We start from the raw sequence: 13,584 nt of genomic DNA, 5'->3' as shown, positions 1-13,584 counted from the left end.
GCTGGGGGGTTGGGGCAGATGCTTTATGTGAGCCTTAGTCTGTTTCAGGAGGCTCAGGCTAGTACGGTGATTTTGGCGATGTTGGTGTTGGTGTTTGCTGTTGATGGGTTGAGTAGTTGGAGTCGGCAGCGGTGGGTTAAGGCGTGATGGGGGATGGCATGGATTTGCTCATCCGATTGCATTCGAGCGGGCAGCCATTTGTATGGAGTTGACCACCACGCTTCATGGGTATGACTGGCAGAAAACGACTCAAAGCAGCCTGTCAGCACAGGCAGAAATCGGCCAGAAGCAGGCCTTCGGCTGGGGGACTAGTTCCCATTAACATCGGTCGCTCGATATGCCTACGAAATTTTGGGCAATTCAGATCCAACACCTTCCAAAGGCTATAGCAGAGTCACCATTGCACAACCGGCCAATAACGTAAAAAATTCCGTGAGACTTCACTCAGAACCAGCCTCAAAAAATTATCACCTTGGGGCCTCCAACTACGTGCAGCGCCCAGCGACATAAAGAGGAACAGGCCCTCCGCACGAGACGGATCATGCCGGCCAACGTTGACGCCTATCCGAAATGGCATAGGTGCATCCAGGTTGTTAATCCACAATATCGTTTACTGAACGTGGATTATTTTGGCTAGGCTAGAAGTTTGGTGCGCATTCTTGCTAAGTTAAATCGTAAAGACCAGTGATCGAGAGCCATGATTCACCGAGGAGGTTCGCATTGAGACGCGAGCCTCCCCTGAACAAAGCGTAATCCACAAAATTCAAGCCAAAAAACCATGCATCATGTAACGGCCCTATCCAACACGGGAGAAGCCGTACACATTTTTTACCCGCTGCGCGAAATAACTCCCCACGGAAGATGCGGTTATCAATTCCTGGTAGACATGTTCAGGCACGTCGTAATATTCGTACATTGATCCGTTCAAGAACTCAACTTCGAGAATCTGCGATGACTCGTCATGTCCAACAGAGGCGATATTCGAAGAGCTAACAGATACACGTTCCATGATTTCTCCTATTGAGTACTATCTTGGTTTCTCCACGCCCTAACGAGCTTGGAATAATCTTCGTCACTACGCGCAGAGTTCCACTTTTCGCCAATTTTAGGATCTCCGCTATTGGGATATTTATCATCTGGCAAAACATTAAACCTGCACCGGGTAGGAAGTTGTGCTGCTTCCCCCACTATAATTGCTTCCCCAGTTCTAAGGATGGGTAGTGAGTCAACAATTCCGGCCAAGCCATCAGACATAGCCGCTTTAACTATCCCACGATCCGTCGAATTATTTATGCGTAGCGATATAATTGTTCCGCACTGAGATAAAATAGTTTCATCTATTTCGGATGGACGCTGACTAACAATCATGGCGCCGACCCCAAACTTGCGGCCCTCTTTAGCAATCCGCTGTACCATTTCTTTTGAGTGTCCATTCTCTGACTTCCCAAGATAACGGTGGGCTTCTTCAAGGACGACAAGAAGGGGGCGTTCACGCATCCCCTCAGTGACATTTCTCCCCCAAATGGCTGACTCAAAGATAATATCGAGGACTGCACCCAGAAGAAGCGTCAACCGTGCAGAGGGCATGCCGGACAAATCAAATATCGTAATTGGCTTATCATGCCCTAGCCAATCTTCAAGAAGTCCATCTAAATCTTTATTGATCTTGCCCTCTCTGTCTGGACTCCAATCGCCTGGCTCCAGCAAGAACGAGTATTGCGTATCAAGCAGCCTTGACTTCATCAAATCAAGCTGCCTCTTCATTGCCCCAGTTCCGCCCTTCTTCGGTAGTGATGTGCCAGCCCCAGGAGGGAGAAATTTAGGGGCGATCAAATCATCAAAAGCCCCCTCTCCGCCAGGAGAATATGCTGGCGTAGTCATGGCAGTATCACTGTAATTAACACCGTCCTCATGACAAAGGTCATACCATATTTTCTTTAATCTATAAGGAAGCGGTGTATTACTTGTTATTTTATCCACATCTATATTTGGTATATCATTCTCAACGACACCAAGTCTTTTTTCATCAACGGTTTTATCCATGAAAAGTGATCGCTGAGAATCGTTTGGATTATTGCAAAGAAATTCAATAAGCTTATCAGGCGAGATACACCAAAACGGTATGTACAACTGATTTTCGCCTGAGGGCATGATTGAAAAGGTCTTGGAAACATCGCTAAGTGCTGGGCCATATTCGCCGTGAATGTCTATCAGCAAAACTCTTGCAGATGGTAAGGGGGATCCATCAGGCCTGATCACCATCGACCGAAGAATACTTGCCGTGCTGGTTGATTTCCCAGATCCGGTAGACCCCAAAATTGCAGAATGGCGAGCGACAAGCTTATCCAGATCCAAGCTTATTTCAATTCCTTCCGAACTAGATAAGCGGCCAACTTGAAAGTGACTATTTAAGTGCTTTCTGAAAATTAATTTCAGGTCGCTCTCGACGACAAAATGAACATGGTCGCCGATGCTTGGGTACTCGCTTATGCCTCGATCAAAATTTCCGCCGATGGATTCTCCCACTAGCTCCACTTTGATCCATTTTCTCTCGGAAGACATTTTGGAATCGGCGTCGACAGTTGAAGTTTCGCTAGATTCGGAAATAACTCCGTAGAGGTGGTTATACCCTAAAGGAATTTTCACGAAGCTTCCGACTTGCCCAATTCGATAATTGCGTCCTTCCAGAACGACAATTCCAGACTCCACTGAGGCAGCGAGGTCAACGGCTACCGAAGAGCTTGAGACGGCGCTTACAAGGCCCAGAAACGTTGGCTGGATGGTTGTCATACCATCTCCTCTTGCACTTCCTGGGATAGAGGAGGAACTGCATCTTGAGATATGTCACTACCAGCAGTTGCCAGAAAACGAGCGAGTCGTAGAAAATCACCAAGCAAGAACTTATTATCTTTATAGTATTCGGCTCGAACTTCATGCCAGTTCTTGGTAGGAGGGGTACCGATTTTCCACTTTGCTTCCACTCCATTAATCACAGCGCCATCGCTACAAAAAACACTTATCCCCGGGCACTTTAGCGCCAATTCCTTGGCGGCCTTTTCATCTGCCAGACCATTAAACTGAAAAGCAAATAATGCGGCGGTGGGGTTAGCCATTAGGCATTCAAGCAGCCGCGATGAAATATGGGCATCAGCAAAAGAAAATCCAGCGCTTAAAATTAATGTGTCAGGCTCAAGAATGAAGTTCTTCAAACGTTCAAACAGAGAAGAAAATGGGGCTGCTTGTGTTTGATCGTACTTGATGTGCGATGGATAAACCAAATTGGCGTTTTTAGAATCCGGCACGCGTATAACCTCTCCATTAGCATTTGACTCCCAGCCAATGGACCCATGAAGCTTCCAAAGCCTTACCCAACGCGGCGGAAGATCATTTTTTGAAATGCTTGAAGGGTCAAAAAAAGCACTCTTGGACCCGCTGAATCCATCAAAATAAGGTGTTCGAGCCCGTTCCAAGGCATTTTCAATTAAAAGATCATAATTTGTTGTAAAAATCTCAACCGCATACTTTCTATTAATGCCGTTAATCCACGACACAAGTTCAGAGTATGGATTCGCACCCAATGGTAAGTCCTGTGCAACCACTTCCCGAATCGAGTTGCATATTGCTTCGGATAGATCGGAAAAGTCTTTTTCCGTAAAATCAAAAAGATTGCCATCACCAATAACCTCTGCAAGCATTCTGACGCGTGACAGTACCTTCTCAAGGTTTGAATCCGGAAATGAGGATTTTATTTGACTGTAGACTCCCCGCTGAGTTTCCGACAGCTCGTCTAATACAATTTTCTCAAGACCGGCGATATTTGGTATCAACGGTTTCCAGCTTCCTGCCTCACCTACGTTGATGCTTACAGGCGCCCCTGCACCGATCAGTAGTCCTATCCTCTTTCTTCCATTTGTAGCAAGCTGGCGAAATCCAAACATGTGCTGGTCTGGGTTGTGCGAGGTATTTTCCATTTTTTACCTACTATATTTATTCGACAGTCCCGGGTTGATTGAAGAAATTTTATTCTCCCGGGCTTGCGACATCGTTTTTGAGATCGGAAAATTTCGCAGCCATGGTTGGGTTGCCGCGGTTAAGTTTTTTTATCGTAACATCCTGCGCTTTGTCGTTCGCTAGACGAAGGTTTCGGTCAGTACCTAGTAATGCCTCCTTCGTCTTTTGGAGATGTTCGATTGACTTATCGATTTCACTAATCGCCGTTTGAAATCGCTTTGAGGCCAAGTCATAGTTTTTTGCGAATGCCGATTTAAACGTTTCAAGCTCAGATTCGAAGTTTGTGATGTCTATGTTTTGCGCCTTCATAAGCGCAAGCTCAGTTTTGTATTTTAGGGAGTTCATTGCTGCATTTCGCAGCAGCGTTATGATTGGAATGAAGAACTGAGGCCTGACGATGTACATTTTTGGAAAGCGGTGAAAAACATCAACGATCCCAGTGTTGTATAGCTCACTTTCAGGTTCCAGAAGGGAAACCAGCACAGCATACTCGCACCCTTTCTCAAGACGATCTTTATCAAGCTCCTTTAGGAAATCTTCATTCTTGTTTTTAGTTGCAGTTCGGTCATTCTCATTCTTCATTTCGAACATGATGGAAACGATCTCTGTCCCTGCCTCGTCCGAATCGCGAAATATATAATCCCCTTTACTTCCGGTTCGTGCATCATTGTCTTTCTCGAAGTATGCCTTTGGAAAAGCTGTGGCTCGAATACGATTGAATTCTGTTTCGCAGTGCTGCTCGAGGGTTTCACCAACCATCTTTGTCGATAAGCGCGCCTTCATATCTCGGAGACGTTCGATAGCGTCATCACGATCTTTGATCTGAGTTTCGTATTTATCCTTGAGCGACTTTTCTGCAAGCTGTTTTTCTAGTTCGGCTTTTTCGAGGCCACTTTGCAGCTTATCTCGCTCTTTCTCTACAGAGCTAATGGCCTCCGTAATCGCAAGCTTTTTGCCGATCTCTAAAGACTCGAGCTTGGATTTCAACTCCTGAATTTCAGAGTCTTTGGTCGCTGCGGTCTTCTGCAATTCATTTAGAAGTGTCGCTTTAGCCAATTTAGAAGCAGATTCTTGTTCGCGGCGTGTCTGCTCAAGCTCGTAAGCAAGCGTGTCACGCTCTTTCTCTACAGCACTTAGCGCCTCATTGACGGCGAGTTTTCGCGCGACCTCTTCAGTACCAATCCTGGACCGCAGTTCTTGAATTTCTGCATCCTTGATTGTCACTGACTTCTGCATTTCGCTAGCGGCCTTGGCGATCGCTAGCTCAACGGCGTTTCGCTTTTCTTGTTCAGCCAGTTCAAGTCGTTCATGCAACTGCTTCTCGAAATCGGTATCTCGAACCTGTTTGAGAATATCTGCGTATCCAGCTTCATCAATTTTGAATGCCTTTGCACAATGCGGACAGATAATCTCATGCATGCTTTCGCCTCCGTGCAGTTTCCTGAGTTTTCCTGACGCCTACGGCCCGGTTTCCAACTTCGGGCTTGCTCGATTCGCTTGTCTGCGCTTCGCAGTCCAAAGACGGCCGTTGCCAAGTCCCCTGAGCCCATCATCTTCCTCTCGACTGTAGCACATGGCCGCGTGCCATCAAGGCGCGCGGGACCATGTCCACCGCTTCGCCGGTACAAGTAACCTCCGTACCCCGTATTCATAGGGGAATGCAGCGAGTCCGTTCGTTAGTGAGATTGTTCTATAAACAATCCAAGTCGAGCCAATGAGGTTCTACGTACAGCTACTGTCGGCATGAAGTAATTGAGACTGGCAATATCTGCTTTGGGTCGATTCTGTTGAAAAAGTCGGCCATGGTTTCCACGGCAGAAAAGTACGCGCTTGAGATTGAAATCTTTAATTTGAGCAGAGGATTCCGGGCTCGGATTTCACGTAGCGGCGCGCAAAAAACGCATTTTCAGCGATCAGTATGTGAGCGATCTGGAAGAACCGACTTTTTCAACAGAATCGGTCGATTGCTACCCTTCGCAACAGGCATCAACCGACCCTTTGCGGTCGTTCAGCGTGCCGAGACACGCAGGACGGAAGTAGTTCTGTTTCCCAGGGCGACATGGACGAACAGCATCCCTCGCGAATGGACGTAGAAGCGACGCTCGACATTATGAGCAAGCCCAGATCAAAGGTATGCGGTACTAGGCTACCGCCTGCTTGGCGTCCTGCACCACGCCCTTGCCGTAGGCGTAGCTATACGACGCCGAAGCTGAACTGGGCATCCGTATCTCCCTGTTCGGTCCTGTGCTGAATCGTGATGAGATCCTCGGCGGCATGTAAAGAATTGGCCAAGTGTAGTAGGCAAAACGCCAGGAAGAACGAGCGTACATTGCGCTTGTAAAGGGGGGATTGGGTTGACTGGCTCATGTCTTGGCGTTCACTGATCACAATAGAAATAGCTCAATATACAGACGCGTATAGAGGCTGAGTGATTGCGGTTTGTTATGACGTGACTGTGTCATCGATAATGCTATCAGGAATTGTAAAATGACTGACGATTCGGTTGAGCGTATCCCATGCGTACAGTTGAGCGTGAATTTGTAAAATACTTGTATTCTGCGGCGAAGCGGCATTGTTGTAGTCATTCACGAGATATGAACTTGGGTGAACAATTTTAGAGAATAGTTTGTAGAGATTTTTATGGGTTTCTGAAAGTCCTAGCTGCTTGGCTATCTCGCCCGCGGACGCTGGCGATTTGATGGCTTGCAAGTTATGCTTGTTGCGTACGTCAGTCAGCCTTTGTATCTCGTTGCGTAAGATGACCCTCTGAGGTGACATCTCCGAAATCGTTTGTATGCCCAAAACACCTTCAATGACCTGTATTTTATCGGTGATAACTTCCGAGTACCAAGTTTGGATGTTTTTCGGGTCACTACAAATTAGACGCACCTGTAGATTAAGTTCGTAGAGGCTGCGCGTTGCGAGTGCTAGTATTGAAATATGCTGATTTATAGACGTAGCTAACACGTCTAGATATTGAGTGCTGCACTTTAAAAGGTTATGCATGGCCAAACTGTCATTCGTACGCAGTATGTTTTTTGTAATCCATGCTTCCGCATTAGTGAATTTTTTTCGCATTTCTTTTATGGCGTTGGTTAGATCATTTTCAGATCCATTTACTACGTAGTCGTTCAGAGATTTCTCGTTGTTCATTTTCTTACTCAGCCAGTGATTGTGGAGTGGATAGATTTCATTTCAAATGACGAGCCTTGACCGCTTAACACGTGTCGTCCTAAGACGGCCCTTTGCTAGGAAAGCATTCGTTATTTTTGCCGAGCCCGACGCTTCGCAGCAGACTTTCTCATCGATTCTCTTTTTGCGACCAACTGGCGAGGCTCAGGTATCTGCCACCCTCCAGGTACGAGTGCGCGCAAGTCGTACCCCATCATGAATAGCCCTGCTTCAAAACAATGGCATCGCTGATTCATTTCTGAAACGTGGGAAAAAAGGTTCGGCGATTTATCAAGCACGTCTCGCATAATCCAGCCAAGCTGAACCTGTCGCCGAGCCCACTCCGCAGGTCTCTGGCGGTTTAGGATTGGAGTACCTGCGAATCCGATCCCAAGTAGACGCGGGTCCCGGATTTGACACCCCTGACCAGCATCCATAGCAAACCGTCTGTAGTCTGCGATAGGCGGAGTCGGTTCTGTCAGGGTTTCCCGATATAGATGGTAAAGGGCGGCGATTGCTGCACCTACACGACCGTCATAGATAGGAGAACCGGTGGTATCGAACAGCGCATGAATTTTGGTTAACCCTGAGTTGTAGGCTAGGACTTTCTCTTCCGTAATATCGGAAAGCCGGTTGGACGTGTCGAGTGCAAGTAGTGGTTCGACGCGTAACAGGTAAGCGGTTAGGTCTTTCTTAGATTTGCGCGCATCAAGAAAACTAATGCTACTTGCGTTGTCGACGCCTCCCCATTTTAGGATGTCCCGGCAGACCTTATAGGTGGCGGCCTCATCGCTAGCTAGTGCAGAAAGGCGTATTGCTTCCCTAAAGCCTTTAATTTTTGCGCTCACCGTTTCCCAATCGCCTGCCCATTGATAGCAAGCCTGGGCGCCTTGAATCCCTGTAACGATCTTATCCAATCCACCTGGGACGTAATTTTTGCTTTTAGAAAACTTTAGGTGTATCGGCATCGTAGGTAGGTTAGTCACCAACCAAGTGACAAACCCCCTGATGTCGTCCTGTTGAAGATAGGTTGTGCGGTCCATGTTGATTTTCCAGCGCTTGAAGGATGGCACTTTGCCTTGATGGCTCGATTGAGTCAAAAAATATCAGCCTCATTAGCAATTCAGCTGGGCACCCGCTGGATTGCGGCTACACCGGTATTTTCTGTCGAGAGGACCGCTACAGTGAGTTAGGGCAAGTGCCTGCTATCGTTTTGTCGACTGCTATTGACCGTTTTCTGCCAATTGCGACGGGCAGTTTGGGATCGGTTAAAAGCCATCTCATTCTTGAGCTGGATGCGCGGTTGTCGAGAGACCGCTCTTGGCCGTTCTCTGCCGGTCATGGTTACAATGCCCACTGGTTAAACCCGATGCAATCGATGGCCAAGTGCAGTGCAATTCCGCACCTGACAACCAAACCACTACTACCCACGCAAAAAAACCCTTCCTGCGCGTCAACACAGGAAGGGTTTTTTGTTTGCAGCTGATCAGTCTTTAGCCTGGCTCAACTTGGTGAACAACTCGGTTGGTACTTTCTTGCCATTGGAGGTGTACTGGTTGGTGCGGAACTTGTACACCTCACCCTCGGACAGGAAGCCGTCGCCATTGGCGTCCATTGCCTTGAATTCCTCTGTGCCCTTGGGCGCTACGGCCAGCAGTTCCTTGAGCGACACGCGGCCGTCATGGTCGGCGTCGGTGCGGGCGAAGGAGGCATCGCCGCACTTGCCTTCACCGCACTTGCCTTCGGCCTGGGTCTTTTGGGCGCTGGCTTCGCCGGCACCGCACTTGCCTTCGCCACACTTGCCTTCGCTGGTCTTCTCGGCGGAGGCCAGTTGATAGCCCTGAGGCAGGGCTTCGGCGGAAAACGCCGAGGATGCGAAGTTGATACCGCCGACCAGTGCTACAGCGATCAGGCCAATACGAGTTTTGTTCGACTGGATACGAGACATGTTGATACTCCGGATCAATGACGTGGCGGGACCACTTTTGGTCGTACCACAAGGGTTGATGAACCTGGTTGCGAGTTGCGTTGTGCTTCTCGCTTTGGCAGGTCTATTTGGCCCCAGTGGTGTATCCGGGCTGTATCCGTGATGAGTGGGTTTTGTAGGGTTGTAGTCGGATTTCGTGCGCTGATACACAGCGATACACGAAAGCCGGTATTCAGTGATCAGGGATGTTTTTTGCTTGCGTGGGGATCGCTCGACATTGCCCACGAGCGCTTGTTTAAAAAGGTTGTAGGGTATTTCCGGCGGGCTACAAGACCTTGCGTCGTTGCCTACGGGTACGCCAGAATCCGCCGGCTTGTGCGTCTAGGGACCGGGTTCTATCGTTCGCGTGCTGCTGCCTGTTCAGCGGCCGGGTCTGGAAACCCCGAAATGAAAATGGCGCCACTGCGCCCTTCGTAACCTATGCTTGCACGCTTTTAAGTGTGCACTCCGTTATGGCGGCTGTGCGCGGGAGACCTTCGGGTCTACCGGGTTGCCGTTTCCCCGGGTTTCCAGCCTGCGTACAGCTGCCACCTCTTCGTCTGGAAACGAACGTGGCAGCTTCAACCATGAAGCGGAGACTCCCATGTTCAAGGTCACCCCCAACCCGCCGGACACCGATCCGACATCCCCCTGCGAACCCGATTCAAACAGGCTCAATGAAGCCGCCGAATCCGCCTTCCACGTCCCCTCCACCGCCGACATCAAGGCCACACCGCGCACGCCTGGCACTCTGTTTACTGTCGACCCCGAGGCCGATACCGAAACGCTGATGGTGTATCTGGTCGAGACGCTGGCCTCGGTCGATGTGATGGTGCATCAGTTGGTGGATCATCTGGAGGGTGGGTCGCGCAATGCCCTGTTGGGGATTTCCAATAGTGTGATGCTGGCGGAGATTACGGCGAATCGGGTGTTGGATCAGATTGATCCGCGTGAATAGACACGCCGGCCTGTGGCGAGGGAGCTTGCTCCCGCTGGGCCGCGTAGCGGCCCCCAGCTCTTCACCTGAAAAGCGGGGCCTGCTGCGCAGTCCAGCGGGAGCAAGCTCCCTCGCCACAGGGGTTGTGTGGTTGATGTTGGCTAGTTCGGGTCGAGCAAGCCGCCGCTCCAGTGACGTGACACCCGGCTGCCGGTGAATTTCGCTACGCCCATGCCCTGGGCGATCAGTCGGTCGCGATAGCGCGTGACCAGGCGCCCTGCTTGTTCGGCATGCAGGACCACTTCGGAAGTCGGGTCGCCCGGGGTTCTGAGGATCCGGGCAAAGCGCTGCCCTTCTTCGACGAAATCCCCCAGCTCTTTTTCGAAGATCAGTACGCCGGGTTGCGGGGCGATGATGGTTTCCATGTGGCCCATTTCCACGGCTTCGACGGGCCAGTCTGCAGGCGCCACGGACTCATCGATGACGCCGAAAGCGCACAGCCAGTGGTACAGCCCTTCGGCATCCGACTCGGCGAATCGGTCGTTGACGTCGCCCTGCCCGCGCAGCTCCAGGGTCGCGGCCATGCGCCCTGCTGTGACGCCGTCGCGTAGCCACGGGGCGATGATGGTTTCTTCGAAGGAACCGTCGCCGCCGTCATCCCAGATGATCGCCACGTCCATCTTCATCGCCGCCGCCAGTTCGCGACCGCGGGGCCAGAAACTGCGGTGTACGTAGAGGTACGGCAGGGCCTCGTCATCGGTGTGCAGGTCGAGCATCACGTCGGCCGGGGCGGCCAGTTGCACCAGTTTTTTTTGCCATTGCTGGACGCAGGTTGAAGGTCGCGCCATGGCCGCCGACTGGTCGAACGCGCGATTGAAGTTGTGCCCGGTCGCGTCGTGGTAACGCCCGAGAATCCGGCCCTGGCGAAACTGTCCGATGCCCAGTGGATTGGCCTGTGGCACCACGGTGACCTGGCCCTTGAGTCGGCCCTGGGCTTCGGCGATCTGTAGTCGTTGCATCAGCACATGCAGGACCAGCATCCCGGCGATTTCATCGGCATGCACCCCGGCCTGCAGGTGCACGTTCGGCCCGCTGCCGTCGCCGGCATAACGCCAGGCACCGACCCGCACGGCATCGCCGTTGTTGTTGCTGACACTGAACGAAATATCCTGCGGCATTGGTTTTCCCTCCTGTCATGACCGTTGAAAAACGCTGTATCGCGGCTGTCGAGGCTGGTGATTGAACAGGTGTTCAACTAAGCTCGACAGCGTGGAAGCTCATCCAGGGACAGCCTTGTGACAACCGATGCCCCGAAAAACCGTCGCGCCGAACCCGAAGACCGCCGCGAAATGCTGGTGGCGGCCACCCTGCGCTGCCTGGGCCGCGACGGTCACGCCGGGATCTCCGTGCGGCGCATCGCCACCGAAGCCGGGGTGTCCGTGGGTTTGCTCAACCATCACTTCGGCAGCATCGAGGCATTGATCGCCGACACCTACCAGCGGCTCGCGAGCGAGCTGACCACTGCCCTGCTCCAGGAAATCGAACAGGCCGAGACACCTGCGCAGAAGATCGATGCCTTCCTGGAAGGCTCGTTTTCGCCCAGGGTCATGGACCCGAAACTGCTCGGGGTGTGGGTGGTGTTCTGGAGCCTGATCCGTCACTCCGAACACGTCAGCCAGTCCCACGAAAAAAGCTACCGCGCCTACCTCGATCTGATCCGCCAGTTGCTCGACGGCCTGGCGGCCAGCGAAGGTTTCGTGATTCACGACACGCGCCTGGCCGCCATCGGCCTATCGGCGATGCTCGACGGTCTCTGGCTCGAGTGGTGCCTGAACCCCGAGACCTTCAGCGCCGCCAACGGACTGCATATCTGCCGTTGCTGGATAAAGGGGCTGCGTCACGGAGCATTCAGCACCGACGACGTCCTGTGACGGGTGCCGGCCGAAGATCATCGCCAGGGTGCCGCTGACGGCGATCAGCCCGGCGCCGATCATCAGTGAGGTGTCCATCAGCGTGCCCCAGACCAGGCTCGACAGGGCAAACGCCCAGATCAAGCCGGTGTATTCGAACGGCGCGAGCAAGGTCGCGGTGGCGCGGCGGAAACTGGCGAACAGCAGGAACTGGCCGATGCCGCCCACCAGCCCGGCGCCGAGCATGCCCAGCCAGGCCGGTGTTGGCGAGGGTGTGTAGGTCCACGGCAGCGCCACCGCCATGCAAATCACGAACACCACGTTGGTGATCAGCATCTGTTCCAGCACGGAGGTCTGGTCATCCACCTGACGCAGCTGGATGTAAGTGAACGCCCAGCACATCGCCGCCAGCAGGGTCAGGACGATCGGCAACGGCTCGGTCATGTGGTCGGGGCGACAGGCAATGACCACCCCGACGAATCCGACGATCAGGCTGAACCACTGCCAGCCGCTGGCGCGTTCCTTGAGAATCACTGCCGCCAGCACCGTGACCATGATCGGCGCGGAAAAATACAGGGTGGTCATCTCGGCCAGGGTCAGGTCCCGGGCCGCCGTGTAGTACAGCACCCAGGCCACTATCGACAGCAAGCCGCGCACCACCAGCAGGCGCCGGCTCGGTGAATGCCAGGCGCGCTGGATAACGCGCGAGCGCCCCGCCAGCAGCACGGCCACGACCACCACGGCGGCGCGCCAGAACAGAATGGTGACCACCGAAAAATCAGCCACCAGCCACTTGATGACTGCATCCTGCAACGACAGGAATGCGTAGCCCAGGGTGCACAGGCCAATGCCCTGCAGCGAGCGGTCGACTTTCGACGAGCTCATCAGGCCGACCTGCGCACGGGCGTTCCGCGCCGCTCGGCGAAGGCAAACAGCGCTTCGATCAGGAAGGTCAGGCAGACGTAGACACCGGCCACCAGCAACAGGGGTTCGTACACTTGCAGGGTTTGCGCGCGGACCACGTTGGCGGCGCCGAGCAGGTCGATCACGGCGATGGTCGAGGCCAGTGCCGTGGACTTGAGCAGCATCACGGTCTCCCCCGCCAGGGTCGGCAACAGCAGGCGCAGGGCCCGGGGCAAACGCACCCGCAGCAACGACTGGCGCGCGGTCATGCCAAAGGCCGACGCGGCCTCCATCTCACCCTTGGGCACCGCCAGCAGGCCACCGCGAATCACTTCGCCGACATAGGCCCCCATCGACACCACCAGGGCGAACACGATGTACCAGTAGCCATCGCGCAGGTAAGGCCAGAGGAAGCTGCCACGAATCAGCGGGAACTGGGCAAACAGGCTGCCCAGCCCGTAGTAGTAGATGTAGATCTGGATCAGCAACGGCGTGCCGCGCGTGACGCTGGTGTAGAACAGGCTGACCTTGGCGATCACCTTGTTTTTCGAGATCCGCGCCAGCGCCACCAGCACCGCCAGCAGGTAACCGAACACACTGGAAACCGACAGAATGATGAGGGTGGTTTGCAGCCCCCGGCCCAACAGCGCCCCGTATTCAACTATCCACGCTGGAATCATTTCATT

11 protein-coding genes and 2 pseudogenes are annotated in these 13,584 nt (G+C 52.8%); 3 read left to right on the top strand and 10 right to left on the bottom strand.

All coding sequences use genetic code 11. The features are described from left to right. Window positions 1–147, top strand: a pseudogene (locus tag AC3WN7_RS19150) (phosphonate ABC transporter, permease protein PhnE); the annotation flags it as partial. 649 nt (window positions 148–796) lie between these two features. Here AC3WN7_RS19150 and AC3WN7_RS19145 read toward each other — a convergent pair. The 7 genes from AC3WN7_RS19145 to AC3WN7_RS19115 all read right to left on the bottom strand — a co-directional run bounded on the left by AC3WN7_RS19145 (window position 797) and on the right by AC3WN7_RS19115 (window position 9,130). Next, on the bottom strand, window positions 797–1,009 hold the full coding sequence (locus tag AC3WN7_RS19145; RefSeq protein WP_102675233.1) for a KTSC domain-containing protein: 213 nt from the start codon (window positions 1,007–1,009) through the stop codon (window positions 797–799). A gap of 8 nt (window positions 1,010–1,017) precedes the next feature. Then, complete coding sequence (locus AC3WN7_RS19140; protein WP_102675232.1) at window positions 1,018–2,790, bottom strand: ATP-binding protein; 1,773 nt, start codon at window positions 2,788–2,790, stop codon at window positions 1,018–1,020. Then, window positions 2,787–3,971: an SIR2 family protein gene (locus AC3WN7_RS19135; protein ID WP_102675231.1), complete on the bottom strand. Its 1,185-nt coding sequence runs from the start codon at window positions 3,969–3,971 to the stop codon at window positions 2,787–2,789. The genes AC3WN7_RS19140 and AC3WN7_RS19135 overlap by 4 nt, the downstream gene beginning before the upstream one ends. Window positions 3,972–4,020: 49 nt before the next feature. Beyond that, a complete protein-coding gene (locus tag AC3WN7_RS19130; protein WP_102675230.1) occupies window positions 4,021–5,430 on the bottom strand; it encodes a DUF2130 domain-containing protein in 1,410 nt (469 codons plus the stop codon). 1,023 nt (window positions 5,431–6,453) lie between these two features. After that, window positions 6,454–7,164, bottom strand: coding sequence for a DUF5677 domain-containing protein (locus AC3WN7_RS19125; RefSeq protein WP_102675229.1), 711 nt, complete (start codon window positions 7,162–7,164; stop codon window positions 6,454–6,456). A 110-nt stretch (window positions 7,165–7,274) separates the two neighbouring features. Further along, window positions 7,275–8,225, bottom strand: a complete 951-nt coding sequence (locus tag AC3WN7_RS19120) for a hypothetical protein (protein ID WP_102675228.1) — start codon at window positions 8,223–8,225, stop codon at window positions 7,275–7,277. A gap of 443 nt (window positions 8,226–8,668) precedes the next feature. After that, the gene (locus tag AC3WN7_RS19115) at window positions 8,669–9,130 is read right to left on the bottom strand and encodes an HvfA family oxazolone/thioamide-modified RiPP metallophore (RefSeq protein ID WP_102675227.1); all 462 of its coding nucleotides are present in this window, start codon (window positions 9,128–9,130) and stop codon (window positions 8,669–8,671) included. A 622-nt stretch (window positions 9,131–9,752) separates the two neighbouring features. Here AC3WN7_RS19115 and AC3WN7_RS19110 point away from each other — a divergent pair. After that, a complete protein-coding gene (locus tag AC3WN7_RS19110; protein ID WP_102675226.1) occupies window positions 9,753–10,106 on the top strand; it encodes a DUF6124 family protein in 354 nt (117 codons plus the stop codon). A 140-nt stretch (window positions 10,107–10,246) separates the two neighbouring features. Here AC3WN7_RS19110 and AC3WN7_RS19105 read toward each other — a convergent pair whose 3' ends face one another. Continuing rightward, the gene (locus AC3WN7_RS19105; RefSeq protein WP_102675225.1) at window positions 10,247–11,263 is read right to left on the bottom strand and encodes a M14 family metallopeptidase; all 1,017 of its coding nucleotides are present in this window, start codon (window positions 11,261–11,263) and stop codon (window positions 10,247–10,249) included. A gap of 171 nt (window positions 11,264–11,434) precedes the next feature. Between AC3WN7_RS19105 and AC3WN7_RS19100 the strand changes: the two are divergent. Further along, a pseudogene (locus AC3WN7_RS19100) lies at window positions 11,435–11,920 on the top strand (TetR family transcriptional regulator C-terminal domain-containing protein); the annotation flags it as partial. Here AC3WN7_RS19100 and AC3WN7_RS19095 read toward each other — a convergent pair. Together AC3WN7_RS19095 and AC3WN7_RS19090 are read right to left on the bottom strand one after the other, a co-directional pair. Then, window positions 11,876–12,880 carry a DMT family transporter gene (locus tag AC3WN7_RS19095; protein WP_102675223.1) on the bottom strand — a complete coding sequence of 335 codons (1,005 nt, stop codon included), beginning with the start codon at window positions 12,878–12,880 and terminating at the stop codon, window positions 11,876–11,878. The pseudogene AC3WN7_RS19100 and the gene AC3WN7_RS19095 sit on opposite strands and share 45 nt — an antisense overlap. Then, the gene (locus AC3WN7_RS19090) at window positions 12,880–13,578 is read right to left on the bottom strand and encodes an ABC transporter permease subunit (protein ID WP_102675222.1); all 699 of its coding nucleotides are present in this window, start codon (window positions 13,576–13,578) and stop codon (window positions 12,880–12,882) included. The genes AC3WN7_RS19095 and AC3WN7_RS19090 overlap by 1 nt, the downstream gene beginning before the upstream one ends. Between the last annotated feature and the right edge of the window lie 6 nt (window positions 13,579–13,584).

Source organism: Pseudomonas sp. FW305-70, from assembly GCF_058783925.1.
This window is presented reverse-complemented; position numbering and strand designations above follow the sequence as displayed.

Excerpts from the sequence above, each read along its gene's own strand:
- AC3WN7_RS19135 (WP_102675231.1), bottom strand. The coding sequence starts at position 3,971 with ATGGAAAATACCTCGCACAACCCAGACCAGCACATGTTTGGATTTCGC.
- AC3WN7_RS19125 (WP_102675229.1), bottom strand. The coding sequence starts at position 7,164 with ATGAACAACGAGAAATCTCTGAACGACTACGTAGTAAATGGATCTGAA.
- AC3WN7_RS19130 (WP_102675230.1), bottom strand. The coding sequence starts at position 5,430 with ATGCATGAGATTATCTGTCCGCATTGTGCAAAGGCATTCAAAATTGAT.
- AC3WN7_RS19140 (WP_102675232.1), bottom strand. The coding sequence starts at position 2,790 with ATGACAACCATCCAGCCAACGTTTCTGGGCCTTGTAAGCGCCGTCTCA.
- AC3WN7_RS19115 (WP_102675227.1), bottom strand. The coding sequence starts at position 9,130 with ATGTCTCGTATCCAGTCGAACAAAACTCGTATTGGCCTGATCGCTGTA.
- AC3WN7_RS19095 (WP_102675223.1), bottom strand. The coding sequence starts at position 12,880 with ATGAGCTCGTCGAAAGTCGACCGCTCGCTGCAGGGCATTGGCCTGTGC.
- AC3WN7_RS19105 (WP_102675225.1), bottom strand. The coding sequence starts at position 11,263 with ATGCCGCAGGATATTTCGTTCAGTGTCAGCAACAACAACGGCGATGCC.
- AC3WN7_RS19110 (WP_102675226.1), top strand. The coding sequence starts at position 9,753 with ATGTTCAAGGTCACCCCCAACCCGCCGGACACCGATCCGACATCCCCC.
- AC3WN7_RS19145 (WP_102675233.1), bottom strand. The coding sequence starts at position 1,009 with ATGGAACGTGTATCTGTTAGCTCTTCGAATATCGCCTCTGTTGGACAT.
- AC3WN7_RS19120 (WP_102675228.1), bottom strand. The coding sequence starts at position 8,225 with ATGGACCGCACAACCTATCTTCAACAGGACGACATCAGGGGGTTTGTC.
- AC3WN7_RS19090 (WP_102675222.1), bottom strand. The coding sequence starts at position 13,578 with ATGATTCCAGCGTGGATAGTTGAATACGGGGCGCTGTTGGGCCGGGGG.